At 62.5% G+C, this 19,726-nt stretch carries 19 protein-coding genes and 1 pseudogene; 8 read left to right on the plus strand and 12 right to left on the minus strand.

All coding sequences use genetic code 11. From position 1 onward, the window contains the following. Positions 1 to 608: 608 nt before the first annotated feature. The 4 genes and pseudogenes from NCT03_RS04855 to NCT03_RS04870 form a co-directional block, all read right to left on the minus strand. Complete coding sequence (locus tag NCT03_RS04855) at positions 609 to 1,070, minus strand: RidA family protein (RefSeq protein ID WP_244827491.1); 462 nt, start codon at positions 1,068 to 1,070, stop codon at positions 609 to 611. A gap of 54 nt (positions 1,071 to 1,124) precedes the next feature. Continuing rightward, positions 1,125 to 2,321: an aminotransferase-like domain-containing protein gene (locus NCT03_RS04860; RefSeq protein WP_250492080.1), complete on the minus strand. Its 1,197-nt coding sequence runs from the start codon at positions 2,319 to 2,321 to the stop codon at positions 1,125 to 1,127. Positions 2,322 to 2,467: 146 nt separating this feature from the next. Continuing rightward, positions 2,468 to 3,394, minus strand: a complete 927-nt coding sequence (locus tag NCT03_RS04865; protein WP_250492081.1) for a DMT family transporter — start codon at positions 3,392 to 3,394, stop codon at positions 2,468 to 2,470. A gap of 296 nt (positions 3,395 to 3,690) precedes the next feature. Continuing rightward, positions 3,691 to 4,353, minus strand: a pseudogene (locus NCT03_RS04870) (VOC family protein); the annotation flags it as partial. Positions 4,354 to 4,578: 225 nt separating this feature from the next. On the opposite strand from NCT03_RS04870, the gene NCT03_RS04875 reads away from it, so the two are divergent. Continuing rightward, positions 4,579 to 6,018 carry an aminotransferase-like domain-containing protein gene (locus tag NCT03_RS04875; protein WP_250492082.1) on the plus strand — a complete coding sequence of 480 codons (1,440 nt, stop codon included), beginning with the start codon at positions 4,579 to 4,581 and terminating at the stop codon, positions 6,016 to 6,018. Between the two features lie 54 nt (positions 6,019 to 6,072). On the opposite strand, the gene NCT03_RS04880 is transcribed toward NCT03_RS04875, so the two are convergent. Then, positions 6,073 to 6,645 (minus strand): Rhs element Vgr protein, encoded by a 573-nt coding sequence (locus tag NCT03_RS04880; RefSeq protein WP_250492083.1) that lies wholly within the window; start codon positions 6,643 to 6,645, stop codon positions 6,073 to 6,075. A gap of 187 nt (positions 6,646 to 6,832) precedes the next feature. On the opposite strand from NCT03_RS04880, the gene htpG reads away from it, so the two are divergent. Next, a complete protein-coding gene (htpG, locus tag NCT03_RS04885; RefSeq protein WP_250464158.1) occupies positions 6,833 to 8,737 on the plus strand; it encodes a molecular chaperone HtpG in 1,905 nt (634 codons plus the stop codon). A gap of 180 nt (positions 8,738 to 8,917) precedes the next feature. Here the strand turns inward: htpG and NCT03_RS04890 are convergent, their stop codons facing one another. After that, positions 8,918 to 9,169, minus strand: coding sequence for a hypothetical protein (locus NCT03_RS04890; protein ID WP_250492084.1), 252 nt, complete (start codon positions 9,167 to 9,169; stop codon positions 8,918 to 8,920). 124 nt (positions 9,170 to 9,293) lie between these two features. Here NCT03_RS04890 and NCT03_RS04895 point away from each other — a divergent pair, with 124 nt between their 5' ends. From NCT03_RS04895 to NCT03_RS04920, 6 genes are all read left to right on the plus strand, one after another. After that, positions 9,294 to 9,941 (plus strand): chorismate--pyruvate lyase family protein, encoded by a 648-nt coding sequence (locus tag NCT03_RS04895; RefSeq protein ID WP_250492085.1) that lies wholly within the window; start codon positions 9,294 to 9,296, stop codon positions 9,939 to 9,941. Then, complete coding sequence (locus NCT03_RS04900; protein ID WP_250492086.1) at positions 9,938 to 10,420, plus strand: DNA-deoxyinosine glycosylase; 483 nt, start codon at positions 9,938 to 9,940, stop codon at positions 10,418 to 10,420. The genes NCT03_RS04895 and NCT03_RS04900 overlap by 4 nt, the downstream gene beginning before the upstream one ends. Then, positions 10,417 to 11,319: a class I SAM-dependent methyltransferase gene (locus NCT03_RS04905; protein WP_250492087.1), complete on the plus strand. Its 903-nt coding sequence runs from the start codon at positions 10,417 to 10,419 to the stop codon at positions 11,317 to 11,319. Before NCT03_RS04900 ends, NCT03_RS04905 begins: the two co-directional genes overlap by 4 nt. A 259-nt stretch (positions 11,320 to 11,578) precedes the next feature. Then, positions 11,579 to 11,836, plus strand: coding sequence for a DUF3311 domain-containing protein (locus tag NCT03_RS04910; protein ID WP_244827500.1), 258 nt, complete (start codon positions 11,579 to 11,581; stop codon positions 11,834 to 11,836). Next, positions 11,836 to 13,386: a monocarboxylate uptake permease MctP gene (gene mctP / locus NCT03_RS04915; protein WP_244827999.1), complete on the plus strand. Its 1,551-nt coding sequence runs from the start codon at positions 11,836 to 11,838 to the stop codon at positions 13,384 to 13,386. Before NCT03_RS04910 ends, mctP begins: the two co-directional genes overlap by 1 nt. An 89-nt stretch (positions 13,387 to 13,475) precedes the next feature. After that, complete coding sequence (locus NCT03_RS04920; protein ID WP_250492088.1) at positions 13,476 to 14,564, plus strand: FUSC family protein; 1,089 nt, start codon at positions 13,476 to 13,478, stop codon at positions 14,562 to 14,564. 34 nt (positions 14,565 to 14,598) lie between these two features. On the opposite strand, the gene NCT03_RS04925 is transcribed toward NCT03_RS04920, so the two are convergent. The 6 genes from NCT03_RS04925 to NCT03_RS04950 form a co-directional block, all read right to left on the minus strand. Beyond that, complete coding sequence (locus NCT03_RS04925; RefSeq protein WP_250464167.1) at positions 14,599 to 15,033, minus strand: VOC family protein; 435 nt, start codon at positions 15,031 to 15,033, stop codon at positions 14,599 to 14,601. A 199-nt stretch (positions 15,034 to 15,232) separates the two neighbouring features. Continuing rightward, the gene (gene tal / locus NCT03_RS04930) at positions 15,233 to 16,186 is read right to left on the minus strand and encodes a transaldolase (RefSeq protein ID WP_250492089.1); all 954 of its coding nucleotides are present in this window, start codon (positions 16,184 to 16,186) and stop codon (positions 15,233 to 15,235) included. A gap of 210 nt (positions 16,187 to 16,396) precedes the next feature. After that, positions 16,397 to 16,702, minus strand: a complete 306-nt coding sequence (locus NCT03_RS04935) for an energy transducer TonB family protein (RefSeq protein WP_250464169.1) — start codon at positions 16,700 to 16,702, stop codon at positions 16,397 to 16,399. A 1-nt stretch (position 16,703) separates the two neighbouring features. Continuing rightward, positions 16,704 to 17,906, minus strand: coding sequence for a benzoate/H(+) symporter BenE family transporter (locus NCT03_RS04940; protein ID WP_250492090.1), 1,203 nt, complete (start codon positions 17,904 to 17,906; stop codon positions 16,704 to 16,706). A gap of 13 nt (positions 17,907 to 17,919) precedes the next feature. Next, positions 17,920 to 19,095, minus strand: coding sequence for a vWA domain-containing protein (locus NCT03_RS04945; protein WP_244827506.1), 1,176 nt, complete (start codon positions 19,093 to 19,095; stop codon positions 17,920 to 17,922). 25 nt (positions 19,096 to 19,120) lie between these two features. Beyond that, positions 19,121 to 19,711 carry a GNAT family N-acetyltransferase gene (locus NCT03_RS04950; RefSeq protein ID WP_250492091.1) on the minus strand — a complete coding sequence of 197 codons (591 nt, stop codon included), beginning with the start codon at positions 19,709 to 19,711 and terminating at the stop codon, positions 19,121 to 19,123. Positions 19,712 to 19,726: the final 15 nt, after the last annotated feature.

The raw sequence follows: 19,726 nt of genomic DNA on the forward strand, positions 1-19,726 counted from the left end.
GAGAGGTTGCAAGCTGCCGAGCGCGCGATGTGTATGAAGCGGACCATGTCTTCTTGCGTTGAGGCGAAACGAGCCACTATACCGCGCGAGTTGGGCGACCACGCTTCGAACGACGATGCATGGCGAATCTGGCGCCATGCGCTTCGCGTGAGAAGCGTTCGGCGCCCGGCGGTTACTTGAAGCCGTGCGGCAACTGAAGCAACTACAACACGGATTTGACGATGAGGGTGCGACTTATCTGACAGCATACGTTTGCGCCGAAGCGCAAGCGGCTGAATACGACACGAATCGCGCTCGAGCTTTTGTGGTCCCCGATTGTTCAGATATTAGCGAACAGACCCGAGTTCGGAAAGGGGCGTCGCCAAGGGGTATACGCGTGGCACGACTTGCCGATGAACCGGCGTCCCGCAAGCAAAATGTGCCATCGAATATCGTAACGAAATGGCTGCCGATGCCTGCCGACGAATCGTTTCGGCAGGCGCGAATGCATCGGCGAGGCGCTTTCGCCGCGCATGCGTCTTCAGCCGTTCTTGGCAAGCATGCAAACAAAAAACCCGGCGCCTGATGACGCCGGGTTCTTGCGACCGTGCGGTGCGAAGGCGAAAGCGTCAGGCTACTTCGGCGATCAGTTCGATTTCCACACATGCGCCAAGCGGAATCTGCGCCACGCCGAATGCCGAACGCGCGTGCTTGCCGGCATCGCCGAAAATATCCGCGATGAGTTCGGACGCGCCGTTGGTGACGAGATGCTGCTCGGTGAAGTCTGGCGTCGAATTGACGAGGCTCATTACCTTGACGATACGGCGCACGCGGTTAAGGTCGCCCACATGCGCGTGCAGCGTCGCGATCAGGTCGATGGCCACGTTGCGCGCGGCGGCCTTGCCTTCTTCGGTGGAAAGCGTGTCGCCGAGCTTGCCCGTATAAACCTTGCCGTCTTTCTTGGCAATGTGTCCCGACAGATAAACCGTGTTGCCGCTCTGCGCGCTCATCACGTAGGCGGCGGCGGGCGCGCCCGCGGTGGGCAGGTCGATACCGAGTTCCTTCAGCTTGTCGTAAACGTTGGATGCCATCGATGACTCCTGGAGTGAGTTGAAGCGCGACGCCAATGAAGCGCCGCGCGTGGATCAGACGCTCGCGCGCAGCAGTGCGCCGAGCCTGGCGACGCCTTCGTCGATCTTCGCGGGCGGCACCGTCACGAACGAAAGACGCAGCGTGTTGTGCTCGGCGTCGTTGGCGAAGAACGGACCGCCCGGCACGAACGCCACGTTCTCCGCGATGGACTGTTCGAGCAGCTTCATCGAATCGATATGCTTCGGCAGCTTCACCCACACGAACATGCCGCCTTCGGGCCGGTTCCATTCGACACCGGCGGGCATGTGACGTTCGAGCGCGTCGAGCATGGCCTGACACTGGTCGCGATACAGCGCGCGGATGGTCGGCACATGTCGATCGAGAAAGCCGTCCTTGATGACTTCATGAACGATACGTTGCGTGAGACTCGGCGTATGCAGATCGGTTGCCTGCTTGGCCTGCACGAGTTTGAAGTGCAGGTCCTCGGGCGCGATGATGTAGCCCACACGCAGACCCGGCGCCAGCACTTTCGAGAACGAGCCCAGATGGACGATGTGATCGGGCGCCATCGAGAGCAGCGTGGGCAGCGGAGCGCCGGCGTAATCGAGCGCGCCGTAGGGGTCGTCCTCGATGATCGGAAACGCGGCGCTTTGCGCGAACGCGGCGAGCGCGCGGCGGCGTTCCAGCGGCAGACGGCGACCCGTCGGATTCTGGAAATTCGGCTGTGCGTAGAGCAGGCGCGCATCGGCGGTGAGCGCAGCGCTCAGTCCTTCGGGGATGAGGCCGGCCTCGTCCGTCGGCATCTGCACGTAATGCGGCTCGAACATCGAAAAGGACTGCAGCGCGCCGAGATAAGTCGGCGTTTCGACGAGCACGCGGCTGCCGGGATCGACGAGCGTCTTGCCAAGCAGATCGAGCGCTTGCTGCGAGCCCGTCGTGATGAGCACCTGCGTCGGACGAATGGTCACGCCGTCTTTCGAATAACGCGCCGCGATCCATTCGCGCAGCGGCATGTAGCCTTCGGTCGCGCTGTACTGAAGCGCGGCGGCGGGCTGATCGCGCAAGATGCGTTCGGACGCGACGCGCATTTCCTCGACGGGAAACGTCTGCGGCGAGGGCAGGCCGCCCGCGAAGGAAATGACTTCGGGCCGCTCCGTGACTTTGAGGATTTCACGAATCGCCGAGCTGGTGAGCTTGCGGGCGCGTTCGGAAAGTTGCCACGGCGTGGCGCGCAGATCGGCTTGATTCATGGAATGTCTCGCTTGGGGTTTCCGGGGTTGACTACAACTGGCTGAAGCTGGTCCTGAATCCGGCGGCAAAGTGCACGGCCGCCTGAAATGTCGATTATCGCCCAAGCGAACTTGCGTGCACGGTCTCGGGCTTTCGGCCTGGGTGCTTATCTTGCGCTGTTCGGGCTTGCCGCCGCAACGTGCAGCGGCGCCGCGCGCACCGCCGTCTTGCGCCCGAGCACGACTGTCACGATGACAGCGGTCGCGTAGAGCCACGTCGTCGCGCTTACCTGTTCGCCGAAGAAGAGCGCGGAGAATGCCATCGTGAAAAAAATCTGCAGTAATTGCACTTGTCCGACGCGCGCGATGCCGCCCATCGCGAGACCCGCGTACCACGCGAAAAAGCCGATGAACTGCGAGAAGAGCGTCACGTAACCGAACGCGAGCCACGTGCGTAAAGCGAGCGGCTCGGGATGAGCCGCGTGATGCGCCCACGCGAGCCAGCCGACCGGCAGCACGAGGAAGGGCGCCGATAGCACGAGCGCCCAGCAGATCACCTGCCATCCGCCCATCTGTCTGGCGAGCCGCGCGCCTTCCGCATAGCCGAGCGCGCCGATGCCGACCGCGACGAGCATTAGAAGGTCGCCTGCCTGCAAGCCGCCGCCGCCCGTCTGCAAGGCGAACGCGATGACGATCGCGCTGCCCGCGATAGCGCTCACCCAGAAGAGTTTCGATGGCCGCTCGTGCGAGAGCCACGCGGCGTAGATCGCGACGCACAGCGGCTGCAAGCCATTGACCACGGCGCCGTGCGACGCGGGGACGGTTTTCATCGCCCAGGCGGAAAACACCGGAAACGCGACGATCACGCCAAGAGACACGACCGCGAGGCTCTTGATCTGCGGCCAGGACGGCCGCTTTTCGCGGCGCCATGCAAGCAGCAAGGCGGCGGGCAGCGCGGCGACGAGCGCGCGCCCGAGCCCGTTCAGAAGCGGATGCACTTCCTGCACGACGATGCGCGTCATCGGCAGCGTGAGGCTGAAGATGACGACGCCGATCAGGCCGAGCAACATGCCTTCGGTTTCGCGGGTTCTCATTGTTCCATGTCTCCTTTGGGGCGGGCTCTTGGGCTCGCTGGTTAGTCGTCGTTGTCGTCGGTCGGTGCGGCGTCGGCATCGACCGTGGCTTGCTCATTCGTCTCGGCTTGCAGTTCGCGCGGATCGCTTTGCATGCTGGATGCACCGCCTTCTTCGGCAGACGAATCGCCATCCGACGCAACCGCCGCAGCCTTGTCTCGCACACGCCTTCGCTTGCCTGCCGCCTGCCGCGCCTGCTCGTTCGCAAGCCGCGCCGCCTCCACCGATTCCGCCGATTCGCCGAGCGTCACCATCGAGCCATCTGGCAGCTCGAAACGCGCGACGAGAGCGGGCGCGCCACGCGTTGGCTCGACTTGCATCAGATGCGCCGCGCCGAGCCATTCGAGCTGTTGCGCCACCGCATCCGCGTTCGGATGAAACCCCGTGAGCGATGCCAGCGCAATGCCCGTTTGCGGCAACGTATCGCTCGGATGACGCGGCGTATCCCATTGGATCAGCGCGGGCAGCACGCCATCGCCCACGCCCTGCCACGCGGGGAACGCGCCGTCGTCCGGCACCGTCAGCCCCCACGTATTGCCGGAGCGCGACATTGCCACCACGGGCGCGATGCGTTCCGGATACTGCTCCTGCCAGCGCACGAGCGACTTCGGCCGATCCACCCGAAGCACCCAGTGCACGAGCTGCGGACCGTCTTCGAGGCGACGCTGCAATGCCGGGTCGTCGAGCGCGAAGAGGCGCGGGCGCGATGTGGCGGGCGAAGGCGCGTCCGGATCGATTGCGATCACTTCGATATAAGCGCCGCCCCACAGGCTCAAGAGCCGGTTGTGCGTGCGCATGAGCGGATGCGCGCCACCGGGCGCGGTCTCCACGCCGAACTTCGCGGCGATGAATTGCGCGCCCTCGGCAAGCGTGCGCGCGGCGATCACGAGATGGTCGAGTTTCAGCGGATGAGCGGTCATGGCACAAGCCCGAAGCGTCAATACAGGGGCCGATAGCATAACCGCTCGCCCGCGCCGCCCGAAGCGCACGGTTACGGAAAGGATGCGCCATCCAGTGCAGCCCGAATGCAGAATGTAGCTGCTGCCACCAGAACAGTAACGGTACAATCGGCGGAATACTGTTCTGTACAGTTTTGAGCATATTGAACACTTTGCCTGAACCGCACATCCGCCACGGAGGCCCGCATGTCCGTCCCGCTCGATCAGATTCCCGCTCCACACGACGCCGCGCAGCTAACGCTCGTCGATCAGCTCGTGCAGTGGGGACGCCGCCGCATCGACGAACGGGTGTTCCGGCCGGGCATGCGCATGCCGTCCATCCGCAAGTTGGCAGTCGATAAAGGCGTGTCGCGCTTCACCGTGGTCGAGGCTTATGAGCGGCTCGTCGCGCACGGCTATCTCGATTCGCGGCGCGGGTCGGGCTTTTACGTGCGCGACCGTATCGTGGCCGCCGCGAGCCCGGCGCCGGAGCAGGCGCCCGTGCAGAACGCAATCGACGTGGTCTGGCTTCTGCGCAACATGCTGCACAGTTCGAGCCCCGAGAAAGGGCCGGGGCTCGGCTATCTGCCGAACCGGTGGCTCGACGGCGAGCTCATCACCAACGCGCTGCGCTCGATGAGCCGCATGTCCGGCGCGCAGATGCTCGGCATGGGCACGCCGCATGGTTTTCTGCCGCTGCGGCTGCAGTTGCAGACGCGTCTCGCGGAACTGGAGATCGGCGCGACCGAGCAGCAGATCGTAATGGTGTCGGGCATCACGCAGGCCATCGACCTGATTTCGCGCCTTTACGTCAAGCCGGGCGATGCGGTGATCGTCGGCGATCCCGCGTGGTTCCAGATGTTCGGCCGCTTCGCATCGCAGGGCGCGCGGCTCGTCGGCATGCCGTACACGCCGGATGGGCCCGATCTCGACGCGCTCGAGTCGCTCGTCGCGACCTGGCGGCCGAAGATGCTGATCATCAACTCGGTGCTGCAGAACCCGACCGGCACGTCGCTCACGGCGGCGCAGGCGTTCCGCATACTGCAACTCGCGCAGCAGTACGACTTCATGGTCATCGAGGACGATATCTACGGCGATCTGTGTGCGCCTTCGTATCCGGCAACGCGGCTTGCATCGCTCGATCAACTCAAGCGCGTAATTTTTCTCGGCAGCTTTTCGAAGACGCTCGCCGCGAATCTGCGCGTGGGCTATGTCGCGGCATCGGCGGAAGTGGCGAAGGCGCTCGCCGATCAGAAGATGCTCGTCGGCATGACGACACCCGAACTCAACGAACGCGTGCTTTACAAGGTGTTGACCGAAGGGCATTACCGGCGGCACGTCGAACGGCTGCGCGGGCGGCTCGACGCCGTGCGTGACAAGACCGCTCGCATGCTGGACAAGACCGGTCTGAAGCTGTTCACGACGCCATCGGCCGGCATGTTTCTTTGGGCCGACACGGGTGTCGATTCGGAAAGTCTCGCGGCGGCGGGGCACGAAGCTGGCTTTTTATTGACGCCGGGCAGCCTGTTTTCGCCGAATCAGTCGCCGACTACGTGGATGCGCTTCAACATCGCCAACTGCGGCGATCCGGCGTTGCCGGAGTTGCTGGCGAGTCATCGGGAAAAGACGGCGCGGCGGGGTTCCTAGGCGAGCGGCTCGGCTGAATGGGTGTCGTGGAAAACCGCGCACCCCGGCCGCACGTCAACTCTCCCGATGCGGCCGATTCCGAAGACGAGGCAAATGCCGCCGGTCCGATGGCGCATTCAAAAACCCCGCCAGCACGTGTTCGAAGAGCGCAAGCGCACCCGGCATCAACCGATACCGATGCTCATAAAGCCGCGCCTGTCCGCCGCAAAACTTTAGCGCGTAATAGTCGGCAAGCAGGTTGCCTTGCGCTTCCATGTTGTAGTCCGCGAGACCTTTGTCGGCCGCAAGCGCATAGCGATAAGGCAGGCCGATACGAATCGCCCCGCGCAGCCTCACCCAATAGCCGAGCTGGAACTGCCACACATGCGTCATCTCGTGGATGAACCACATGCGCTCACCGAGGTCGCAGGCGGAGAAGTCGTGCTGGTAGCATGCGCGTGGAAAATAGAGGTTGCCGTTCGGCGCCATCGCGGTGTGTCGCGGTTGCAGTCCGAACGGCAGATAGCCGCGAGCGTGAACGCGGACCGTCGAATAATCGATCGAAGCGCCGAACACGCACCGCGCCAGCGCGATCTCACCGGGCGTGAGCGGCCGTGCGCGTATCAAGGGCTTCGGCGTGTGAAACATGGTCGGGCGATCGGTCGTGCTAAAGCGTCATCCTAACCGGCTTTTCACTGGCTCTTGAAATAGCCCGTCCCGCCCATATATCGGACGAATTCTGCGTGTGTTCGCGGCGCATGCCATGCAAGTGGCTTAAGATCGCACGCCGCGCATTCCGAACCGCATCTATAAAACTCAACCAGAGGACCCGACCATGGCGCAAGAAACCATGAGCTTTCAGGCGGAAGTGAAGCAGCTTCTGCAACTGATGATTCATTCGCTCTACAGCAACAAGGAAATCTTCCTGCGCGAGCTGATCTCGAACGCATCGGACGCGGCAGACAAGCTGCGCTTCGAGGCAATCGAAAACAGCGCGCTCTACGAGAACGATCCGGACCTGCGTATCCGCGTGTCGTTCGACAAGGCGGCGCGCACCGTCACCATCGACGACAACGGCATTGGCATGAGCCGCGAAGAAGCCATTTCGCATCTGGGCACGATCGCGCGCTCGGGCACGAAAGAGTTCTTCTCGAAGCTCTCCGGCGACCAGCAAAAGGACGCCGCGCTCATCGGACAATTCGGCGTGGGCTTTTACTCGGGCTTCATCGTCGCCGACAAGATCACGGTGGAATCGCGCCGCGCCGGTCTGCCGGCATCGGAAGGCGTGCGCTGGACGAGCGCGGGCGAAGGCGAGTTCGAAGTCGAGAATATCGAGCGCGCGCAACGCGGCACGACCATCACGCTGCATCTTCGTCCGGAAGAGGACGAACTGCTTTCGAGTCACAAGCTCAAGTCGATCATCCAGAAGTATTCGGATCACGTCGCGCTGCCCATTCTCATGAAGAAGGAAGAATGGGACGCCGAGAAGAGCGAGATGGTCGAGAAGGACGAAGACGAGACCGTCAATCAGGCGAGCGCGCTGTGGACGCGTAACAAGAGCGACATCACCGACGAGCAATACAAGCAGTTCTACCAGCATATTTCGCACGATCACGACGACCCGCTCGCGTGGACGCACAACCGCGTGGAAGGCCGCAGCGAATACACGCAACTGCTGTATGTGCCGAAGCACGCGCCGTTCGATCTGTGGAACCGTGAGCATCGCGGCGGCCTCAAGCTCTACGTGAAGCGCGTCTTCATCATGGACGATGCCGAGCAATTGCTGCCCGCGTATCTGCGCTTCGTGAAGGGCGTGGTCGATTCGGCCGATCTGCCGCTCAACGTCTCGCGCGAGATCCTGCAGGAAAGCCGCGACGTGAAGGCAATTCGCGAAGGCGTGAGCAAGCGCGTGCTGTCGATGCTGGAAGAAATCGCATCGTCGTCGGCCGAAGCAACCGAGGACGCCGACCGAGAAAAGTACACGAATTTTTGGAAGGAATTCGGTCAGGTGCTGAAGGAAGGCATTGGCGAGGATTTCAGCAACCGGGATCGCATCGCGAAGCTGGTGCGTTTTGCATCGACGCATAACGACTCCGACGTGCAAAACGTCTCGCTCGCCGATTACGTCTCGCGCATGAAGCCCGAGCAGACGAAGATCTATTACGTCACCGCGGACAGCTGGCAGGCCGCGAAGAACAGTCCGCATCTGGAAGTGTTTCGCAAGAAGGGCGTGGAAGTGCTGTTGCTGACGGATCGCGTCGACGAATGGATGCTGTCCTTCCTCAATGAATTCGACGGCAAGCCGCTAGCGAGCGTCGCGCGTGGCGACCTCGATCTGGGCGCGCTGAACGACGAGGAAAAGCAGCAGCAGGAAAAGGTCGGCGAGGAATTCAAGCCGCTCGTCGAGAAGATGAAGGAAGCGCTCGAAGGCAAGGCCAAGGACGTGCGCCTGACCTTCCGCCTGACCGATTCGCCGAGCTGTCTCGTGGCCGACGAAGGCGACATGAGCGGCTACCTGCAACGCATGCTGAAGGCAGCGGGGCAGAACGCACCGAAGATGGAGCCGATTCTCGAAGTGAACCCGGAACATCCGCTGGTGAAGGCGCTGCAGACCGATGGCGCGAATTTCGCGGATTGGTGTCATCTGCTGTTCGATCAGGCGTTGCTGGCCGAAGGCGGATCGCTGGAAGATCCGGCGAGTTTCGTGAAGCGGACGAATGCGTTGTTGTTGGCGCGTTGAGGTCGAGGGTTGGTTGTTGAGGTGAAGGACGCGCCGTTGGGGTTTCGACGGCGCGTTTTTTTGCGGCTACGACTTCTTGGCCCGCTCTGGCACGGAAGCGGACTGAAGCGTTGTCGTTAGCGCGCTAGAAGTCTCGACCTTTGGATGCGCGCTGCCGGAACGGACCGGCAGCGCGTATTTTTACTTGCGCTCCTTGTTGGACTGGGCGAGCACGGAAGCAGCTAGCGTCTTCGTTTCCTTCGAATACTTCGGGCTTTTCAGCACTTCGCTTGCCTTGTGCTCCATCGCGCCGCTTGTTTGCTTCGCGCTATGGGCCTGTGATAGAGCCGACGCGGCAAGACTCTTTTTGATCTCCGATGCTTTCGGATCATGAAGCGTCTCGGATGCCAAATGCGCCACCTTGTTCGACGTCTGCTTTGTGTTTTTAGACATTTAGATATCCTTTTATAAATGCGCTGATCGTGAAATCCACGGTCTGCAATTCAGTGTGCTGCGTTGCGCGCCGCCATTCCATACGATTTGTCCGAAGGGCCAGCGCGGTTTTATAATTAACGCCATGCTGACCTGCACCGATCCCGTCGACCGCCATTGGCGCAGCGCGCCGCTCGCATCGCTTACGAGGCATCAAAAAGACTGGCTCACACGCGGCGGCTCCCTGACCGCGCACTTGCGCGCGCTAGGACAAGTCACTGTGGAAGTGACGCGCGAATGCGTCGCCGCGCCGTGGCTTGACGAATGGCAAGCGCTCGGCGTCACGCCGCGCACGCCGGTGTGGACGCGCGAAGTCGCGTTGAAGGTCGATGGCGTCGCAGTTGTAGTCGCGCACAGCATCGTCGCGCTGTCGCACAGCACGGGCATCTGGCAATCGATGCGCCGCCTGCGCACCCGCCCGCTCGCCGAACTTCTTTACAGCGACAGCAGCGTGTCCCGTTCCGTACTCGCAAGCCGCGTCGTCACCGCGCGGCATCCGCTCCATGCGCTGGCCTTGCGCGAAACGCCGCCCGGACATGCTCTGCACGCGCGCCGCTCGGTATTCCTGCGCCACGGCGCGGCGCTCATGGTCACCGAATGCATGCTCGATGCGCTCTGGGCCCGGCTCGCGGAATCGGCAAGACCGCGGGGTGTTCATCATCGTGAGCATGCGCGGGCGTTCGAGCACCTGAGTTCGCATGCAAAGCGCGTCGCGGACGAGAAAGCCCGATGACGCTGACCGGATTCGCGCCCGTGGCCGACCGCGCCACGCATACGCTGATTCTCGGCAGCTTTCCGGGCGTCGCATCGCTGACGGCGACGCAGTACTACGCGCATCCGCGCAATCAATTCTGGCGGCTCGTGGGCGCGGTGATCGGCGAACCGCTGCATGAATTCAGCTACGAGGAACGTCTGCAACGCCTGCTCGCTCATCGGATCGGCTTATGGGACGTGCTTGCCGCATGCGAGCGCCAGGGCAGCCTCGACAGCGCAATCCGCAACGCCGCCGCGAACGACTTCGACGCATTTCACACGCGCTTTCCCGCGCTCGGGAAAGTCTGCTTCAACGGCAAGACTTCGGGCCGCTTCGAGGCGCAGGCGAGCGCCGCGGGTTACGCGACGCTCGTGCTGCCTTCGTCGAGCGCGGCCAATGCTATGCTCTCGTTCGACCAAAAACTGCGCGTCTGGCGCGACATTCTCAGCACACAATGAAGAATCTGATCAAGCGCGCATCCGCCGAAGCACGCGCGTTCGGCCGCAACAAGGACGCGGCGAAACAGGACCGCCGCCGCATCAAGGGCGATGACGACGATCTCGCCAACGCGCCGCGCATCGACGCGCCGCGTAAGCCGCGCTTCGCGCCCGTGACGTTCTCGGAAGAGGGCGGCGTGCGTTATCTGCACTTCGGCACTGAATGGATCCAGGGCGCGATGCGCATCAAAAAGCCCGATCACCTCGAACTCGAATACGCGCAGCAGATGATGGCGTGGCTGCTTTTCATCGAGACGCCGGCGCGCATCGTGCAACTCGGGCTCGGCTCGGCCGCGCTCACCAAGTTCTGCTATCGCTTCCTGAAACGCGCGCAAGTCGAAGCGGTCGAGTTGAATCCGGCGGTCGTGATCGCCGCGCGCGCCATGTTCGAGCTTCCGTACGACGACGCGCGCCTCACCGTCACCGAACGCGACGCGTGGGAGTTCGTCAACGACCGCGCGAACCACGGCACCATCGGCGCGCTGCAGATCGATATCTACGACGCCAGCGCGCGCGGTCCCGTGCTCGACAGCGTGTCGTTCTATCGCGCGTGCCGGGCGTGTCTCACGCCGGATGCGGGCGTCGTCACGATCAACCTGTTCGGCGATCACCCGAGCTTCGTGCGCAACATGCGGCATCTGAACGAGGCATTCGCCCATCGCGTGATCGCGCTGCCGGAAGTACACGACGGCAACCGTATCGCGCTCGCCTTCGCCGGTCCCACGCTCGACGTGCCGTTCGCCGCGCTCGAAGCCCGCGCCAGGCTGATCGAAGCGCAACTCGGCCTGCCCGCGCGCAAGTGGGTAAAAGGCCTGGCCGAAACCGCGAAGCTGCCGATGACCGGTTCGTTCACCATCTGATCCCCGGATCCGCTCCAGCCAATCCAGCCAATCCAGGCAGGCGATCTCGGCGATTTTTACGATCTCATTTCTTATCAGGGGATTAGTCGGGATTCCCCCTGCTTGACCCGCGTTTTTCGGTCCATATACTCCTCCTGTTATTTCGGGGCGCTTTCAGCGGCGTGCCATGCAAGATGGCAACCGGCCTTTCGAGCGAGCGACCGACCGTCCTCGCCTGGCCGCGTCCAAAGCGAATGCTCAAAACAATAGGGAGACCGTCATGGCTCACGAAGCTGCGACCGGCACAGGACAACCACGCAACAAGCATTGGCTCTGGCTTCTGATCCTTCCGTGGATCGGCGTGGTTTGGGTGCCGTTTTACAACAAGATCGAGCCGGTTCTGTGGGGCTTTCCGTTTTTTTACTGGTATCAGTTGCTGTGGGTGCTGATCAGCGCGGTCATCACGGCCGTCGTCTATAAGAAGACCAAGGCGCTGTCCTCGGGTCGTGCCACGCCCCGACAAGGAGCCCCGCGATGATGAATCTCACCGCGACTTTCGTCTTCGTCCTGTTCTTCGTCGGCGTGACGATTCTCGGCTTCATCGCCGCGCACTGGCGCAAGGGCGATCTCGGCCAGCTCGACGAATGGGGCTTGGGCGGCCGGCGCTTCGGAACCGTCGTCACGTGGTTCCTGCTCGGCGGCGATCTCTACACCGCGTACACCTTCGTGGCCGTGCCGGCGCTCGTGTTCGGCGCGGGCGCGACGGGCTTCTTCGCGCTGCCTTACACCATCCTGATCTATCCGTTCGCCTTCGTCGTGTTTCCGAAGCTGTGGAGTATCGCGAAGCGGCACGGCTACGTAACCGCCGCCGACTTCGTGCATGCACGATACAACAGCCGCATGCTCGCGCTGGCGATCGCCGTGACGGGTATCGTCGCGACCATGCCGTATATCGCGTTGCAACTCGTGGGCATCGAAGTGGTGATCGGCGCGCTCGGCTTTTCGACGCAAGGGTTGCTCGGCGACATGCCGCTCATCATCGCGTTCGCGATTCTCGCGGCCTACACGTACACCTCGGGCCTGCGCGCGCCCGCGATGATCGCCGTGGTGAAGGACGTCCTGATCTACATCACCATCATCGCCGCGATGATCATCATTCCCGCGCAGCTCGGCGGCTTCGGGCACATCTTCGGGGTCGTGCCGCCCGCCAAGCTGCTCTTGAAGGCGCCCGATACCGCGAGCCTCAACGGCTACAGCGCGTACGCGACGCTCGCGGTGGGTTCGGCGCTCGCGCTGTTCCTGTATCCGCACTCGGTGACGGCGATTCTTTCGTCGAACTCGGGCAACACCATTCGCCGCAACATGGCACTGTTGCCCGCGTACTCGCTCGTGCTCGGGCTGCTCGCGCTGCTCGGCTACATGGCGCTTGCCTCGGGCGTGAAGGACATGCCGGAATACGCGTCGTACTTCAAGGCCTACGGCGCGAACTTCGCCGTGCCGGCGCTCTTTCTGCATTACTTCCCGTCGTGGTTCGTGGGCGTGGCGTTCGCGGCCATCGGCATCGGCGCGCTGGTGCCCGCGGCGATCATGTCGATCGCGGCGGCCAACCTCTACACGCGCAATGTGCATCGCGAGTTCGTCAACCGGTCGATGACGCCCGAGCAGGAAACCAACGTCGCCAAGCTCGTCTCGCTGATCGTGAAAGTGGGCGCGGTGGTGTTCATTCTCGCGCTGCCGCTTACTTATGCCATCCAGTTGCAACTGCTCGGCGGCATCTGGATCATCCAGACGCTTCCCGCGCTCGTGCTCGGTCTCTATACGCGCGTGCTGGATCATCGCGGTTTGCTGATCGGCTGGGCGGTGGGTATCGGCACGGGTACGTGGATGGCCGTATCGCTGCAACTCAAGGGCTCGATCTTCACCGTGCATATGTTCGGCTACGCCGTGCCGGGCTATGCGGCGGTGTGGGCGTTGATTGTCAATCTCGTGGTGTCCATCGTCGTGAGCCTGCTGGTACGCGCGCTCGGCCTCAAACGTTCGGATGACCGTACACGTCCGGAAGATTATCTGGACATCGTGGAAGGTTGATCGCGCGATTTCTCCGCGTTTGATACCCTGAACGCCCGTAACCGCCTTCCGGCTGTTGCGGGCGTTTCGACTTCGGACCACGAGCGACCATGCCCTTACAGACTTCCGTGTCACCCCGGCGCATGCAGGCAAGGCGGCTCATGCACGGGCTCGCTTCGCCGTATTTTCGATACCGGCATGCGAACGTGATCCACGCGGTGCGCGTCGCGCTCGGCATGGCAACCTCGTTTCTGGTGACGACCGGCATCAACGTGCCGCATGGCGTGTGGGCGTCGGTGTCGCTGCTGGTCGTGATCGGCGGCTTGCAGCACTACGGCAATATCCGCAAGAAAGCCGTTGAACGGGCACTGGGTACGGCGCTCGGCGCGGGCATCGGCCTCTTTCTAATCCTCGTGCATGCGCTGTTCGGCTCGCTCCTGCTGTTTTTCTTTCTAATGTCCCTGTTCGCGGGCGCGTGCGCCTACTACGCAATCGGCAAGGCGGGCTATGTCGCGCTGCTGACCGCGATCACAATGGTCATCGTCTCCGGTCATGGCGATCTTTCCTTCGATGTCGGGCTGTGGCGCACGGCCAATGTGATGATCGGCATTGCCATCGCGCTGGCGTTCTCGTTCGTGCTGCCGCAGTACGCAACGTATTCGTGGCGCTATCGGCTGGCGGACAACCTGCGCGAATGCGCGCGGCTTTACGGCGCATTGCTCGATGGCAAGCCGCTGTTGCCCGAGGAAACCACGCGGCGCTTTCTCGCGATGAGCCAGCGTCTCGTGCAGGCGCGCGGCTTGATGGAATCGGTCGCAAAGGAAACACATGTGCCAATTGCGCGGCTAGAGGAGATTCAGCGCCTGCATCGTTCGATCCTGGCGGCGCTGGAGATGCTGGCTTCGTCGGCGGTGGAGAATTTCGGCATCGACTGCACGCCGCGTGAGCAGGAGGCGCGGCACAAGCTGCTGCGCATGTCGCGCGCGCTGCGTTTCGGACGCGTGGGTCTTTTGCACCGAAGCGTGGACCTGACCGTATTCACGCCGATGCCAGGAGAAGCGAACGAAAGGGATTTATCGACGCAGGGCATGCACTGGCTCGCGATGCGTTTTGCGGAGCAGGTGGAACGCCTGCGCTTGCGACTGAGTGAGATCGAGCGGCAGTGGAACATAGAAGGCGCACGGCCGCTCAACGATTGACTGTGCTCGTCTCGCGCCTTCAGTGAGCGGGCTGTCACGCCTGCGCGGGTGCTTCCTCGGTGGTATTGACCACGTTGATGAGCCAGGGCACGCCGAAACGATCCTTCAGCATGCCGAAGCCTGCCGTGAAGAACGTGGCCTGCCACGGGGTCAGCACTTCGCCGCCTTCGACGAGCTGGTTGAACATGCGCTCGCCGGAAGCCGCGTCGTCGGCGGCGATGGACAGCGTGAACCCCTGATAAGCCTTCGACGGCTGACCGAACTGGCCGTCCGACACCATGATGGCGTTAGGTCCCACGCTGAAGAGCGCGTGCATGACCTTGTCCTGCCATTCGGGCGGAACGCTCGCGCTGTCGGGCGTGTCGCGAAAGCGGATCAGCGCATGAATCTCCGCGCCGAGTGCGGTTTGGTAGAGAGCGAGCGCGTCCGCGCAGTCGCCGTTGAAGAACACATAAGTATCGAGTTGCATGACTGACTTTTCAAGCTCTTACGTTTTGCCTCAGAGCCTCGCAGTCTATTGCAACGCGCGTTTATGGAAACTGGGAAAAGGTCAATTTAGGTCAAAATAAACGGGAATAGTGCGTTTACAGAAACACTGACCCATGACAACAAAATGGCGCAGTGTGAGTGCGCCATTTTGTTGTACTGCATGCGGGGAAGCGCCCGGCTTATTGAAGCGCGGTAATCAGCTTTTCGAGCTTTATTGCATCGGCAGCGAACGCGCGGATACCTTCCGCGAGTTTTTCGGTGGCCATGGCGTCGTCGTTGACGAGGAAGCGGAAGGTCGGCTCATCGACGCTGATCTTCTCGACGTTCTCGTTCTTGACCGAATCCGCGGAGAGCTTGCGCTCAACCTTCTCCTCGCTGTCGGCGAGTTTCTTCAGGAGATCGGGGCTGATGGTCAAGAGATCGCAACCCGCGAGTTCCGTGATCTGGCTCACCGTGCGGAAACTCGCGCCCATGACTTCCGTCTTGTAGCCAAACTTCTTGTAGTACGCGTAGATGCGGCGCACCGACTGCACGCCCGGATCGTTAGCGCCGCCCATTTTCGCTTCGTCCCATTCGGCGCCCGCCGACTTCTTGTACCAGTCGTAGATGCGGCCGACGAACGGCGAGATCAGTTGCGCACCGGCTTCCGCGCACGCGACGGCTTGCGCCAGCGAGAACAAGAGCGTCATGTTGCAGTGGATGCCTTCCTTTTGCAGCACCTCGGCCGCGCGGATTCCTTCCCACGTGGACGCCAGCTTGATCAGCACGCGGTCCTTCGAGATGCCCGCTGCGTCGTACAGCTTGATGATTTCGTGTGCCTTGTCGATCGAGCCTTTGGTGTCGAACGAAAGGCGTGCGTCGACTTCGGTCGATACGCGGCCCGGAATGATCTTCAGAATCTCCGTGCCGAACGCGACGAGCAGATTGTCGATGATCTGACCCATCGGCTTGTCCTTGTGCTCCTTGACGGTCTTCTCGAGCAGCGGCTTGTAGTCGTCCTTCTGCACGGCCTTCAGGATCAGCGACGGATTGGTCGTGGCGTCCTGCGGCTTGAACGCGACGAATTGCTGGAAGTCGCCGGTATCGGCGACGACGGTGGTGTATTGCTTGAGCTGGTCGAGAGCGGATGTCATGTCGAGTTGTCGGCGCAATGCGCCTTGTCAATTGCGGTGGCCCGCGGTTTGCCCTTGAACGCGACGCCGCATGCGATGCTTCGGCTGCGGCGCGCCCCTGATTTCTCACTTCATCATTCTAGTCCCGCGCACGGGTTTCACGCTTGAAAGCGCGCACGCGGCATGCCCGGCTTCGACCGGAGCTGCACGGCGCGGTTCCTTACAGCGCGGTCACTCGATGCTGTACGCCAGCTCGTGCCAGCGCCGCACCGTGCCCGAACCGATCTGCCCGCGTGGAAAGCGCATGGCGCGTACTTCCTTGAGGGCGCGCGCGTCCTTGGCCGTATCGCCGCAACTTTTTTTGAGCACGACATCCTGGACGGTGCCGGTGTCGTCGAGCAGGACGCGAACGATCGTCTTGCGCTTTGTCGCGCCGGCGGAGATGCCGCGCGCCAGTAATTTGTCGATCAGAGACATGACGGTGATGCAGAAGTAGTTGCAATGTCTCGGCCAGATAATGCCGGCCGATACCGTCATTTTAGGCGCTCGGCCGGCGCGCATTAAGGATCAGATGCGTCACGACGCCCGCGATTAAACCCCAGAATGCGGAGCCGATCGACAGTAGGGTCAGCCCGGAAGCCGTCACCATGAACGTGACGAGCGCCGGCTCGCGCTGGCGCACGTCGTGCATGGCGTTGGCGAGTCCGCTCATGATCGAACCGAAAAGCGCGAGCGCCGCGACCGAAACGACCAGCGCTTTCGGGAACGCCGCGAACAGTGCAGCGATGGTCGCACCGAACGTGCCCGCGACGAGATAGAAAATGCCGCACCAGACCGCTGCCGTATAACGCTTGTCGCGATTTTCATGCGCTTCGCGGCCGGTGCAGATAGCGGCCGTGATCGCCGCGAGATTGACGCCGTGCGAGCCGAACGGCGCGAGCAGCAAGGAAGCGATGCCGGTGGTCGAAATGAGCGGCGCGGAAGGCGTGTCGTAGCCGTCGGCGCGCAAGACGGCGATGCCCGGCACGTTTTGCGAGGCCATCGCCACGATGAAGAGCGGAATGCCGATGCTCACGATTGCCGAGACGGAGAACGACGGCATCGTGAAAACGGGGTGTGCGAGCGCCACATGGAAGCGCGAAAAGTCGAGCAGTCCGAGCGAACCCGCGACGGCGATTCCGGCGATGAGCGTCGCCGGAATGGCGTAACGCGGCGCCAGGCGCTTGGCGATGAGGTACGTGAAGAACATCACCAGCACGAGCGCCGTCTGCATTTGCGCCGCTCGAAAAATCTCGATGCCGATTTCGAACAGAATGCCCGCAAGCAAGGCTGCGGCGATGCCCGACGGAATGCGCTTCATGAGCGTGTCGAACCAGCCCGTCACGCCGATCGCGGTCAGGAGCACCGCGCACACGATGAACGCCCCGATCGCCTCGCCATACGCCACGTTCGGCAGCGACGAGATGAGCAAGGCCGCGCCCGGCGTCGACCACGCGACGACGATAGGCGCGCGATAGCGCAGCGACAAGCCGATCGTGCACAGCGCCATGCCGATGGAAAGCGCCCAGATCCACGACGAAATCTGCGCGTCCGACAGATGCGCGGCCTGGCCCGCCTGGAACATCAGCACGAGCGAACTGGTGTAGCCGGTCATCATCGCGACGAAGCCGGCGACGATGGCGGAAAGGGAGGTATCGGCAAGCGGGCGAAGCGGGGCGGGCGTGGAGGAAGAGACGTTCATGCGTGGTGGATGGTTATTTGGACAGCGCGCGCATCGCGCTTTCGAGGCCTGCCATGGTGAGCGCGTACATGCGGTTGCCGAGGACATGGCGGATCGCGGAAACGGACTGGCGATATTCCCACAGCCGCTCGGGCTCCGGGTTCAGCCACGCATGATGCGGGAACTGATCGGCAAGACGCCGCAGCCACACCGCGCCGGCTTCGGCGTTGTTGTATTCGACAGAGCCGCCCGGTTGCAGCACTTCGTAGGGACTCATGGTGGCGTCGCCGACGAAGATCAGCTTGTAGTCCGGCGTGAATTTGTGCAGCACGTCGAAGGTTGGCGTGCGTTCGGCATGCCGGCGCCGATTGTTCTTCCACAGATAGTCGTACACACAGTTGTGGAAGTAGAAGAACTCGAGATGCTTGAACTCGGCCTTCGCCGCCGAAAAAAGCTCTTCGACGCGCTTGATGTGATCGTCCATGGAGCCGCCGACATCGAGCAGCATCAGCACTTTCACTTTGTTGTGGCGCTCCGGCACCATCTTCAAATCGAGCCAGCCGGCGTTGGCTGCCGTGCTGCGAATGGTGTCGGGCAAATCGAGTTCGTCCGCCGCGCCTTCGCGCGCGAAGCGGCGCAAGCGTCGCAAGGCGACCTTGATGTTGCGCGTGCCGATTTCCACCTGATCGTCGTAATCGGCATAGGCGCGCTCGTTCCACACCTTGACGGCGCTGCGCTCGCCGGGCGAATCGCCGCCAATGCGGATGCCTTCCGGGTTGTATCCGCCATGTCCGAATGGCGACGTGCCGCCCGTGCCGATCCACTTGTTGCCGCCTTCGTGGCGGTCCTTTTGCTCGTCGAGCAGTTCCTTCAGGCGCTCCATCAGTTTATCGATGCCGCCCATTGCCTCGATGCGCTTTTTCTCTTCCGGCGTGAAGTCGCGTTCGAGCCGCTTCTTGAGCCAGTCGAGCGGAACCTCGAAGGCTTCGTCGGGCAACTCGGTGATGCCATGAAAGTACGCGCCGAACGCGCGGTCGAACTTGTCGAAGTACTTCTCGTCCTTGACGAGCGCCATGCGCGCGAGGAAATAGAACTCGTCGAGCGAGGGCGAGATGACCTGGGCCTTCAGCGCTTCGAGCAAGGTCAGGTATTCCTTGACCGAGACGGGCAGCTTCGCGTCGCGCAGCGAGTAGAAAAAGTCGATCAGCATGGCGCGCTCTCCATAGCGAGGTGAATCAGCGGTCGAGCCGATACTTCAGGTGCGCGCGCACCGCGGGCCATTCCGACTGAATGATCGAGAACACGACGGTATCGCGCAACACGCCGTCGCGTCCTATCTGATGATTGCGCAGAATGCCGTCCTGCTTCGCGCCAAGCCCCGCAATGGCTGCACGCGAGCGGTGATTCATGAAATGCGTGCGGAACTCGACGGCGATGGCATCGAGCCTTTCGAAGGCATGCGTGAGCAGGAGCAGCTTGGCTTCGGTGTTGAGCGCGGTGCGCTGCACGCGCTTTGCATACCACGTATGGCCGATTTCCAGCCGCCGATGCGTTTCGTCGACCGCGAAATAGCGCGTGGAACCGACGACATCGCCGGTCTTCGCATCGATCACCGCGAAGGGATGCGCGCCAAGACGGTCGCGCATGTCGAGCGCCGTGTCGATATATGCGCGCGTCTTGTCGGGCGAGGGCACGAAGGTGTACCAGAGTTTCCACAACTCGCCGTCGGAAGCAGCGACCGTGAGCGCGGCTTCATGTTCGACGGTGAGCGGCACGAGCTTGACGTGCTCGCCTTCGAGCGTGACGGGTTCGATCCAGCGGCTCATGCGTGCTTTTTCCAA

Source organism: Caballeronia sp. GAWG1-1, from assembly GCF_023631465.1.
In the GTDB taxonomy this organism is placed as follows: Bacteria; Pseudomonadota; Gammaproteobacteria; order Burkholderiales; family Burkholderiaceae; genus Caballeronia.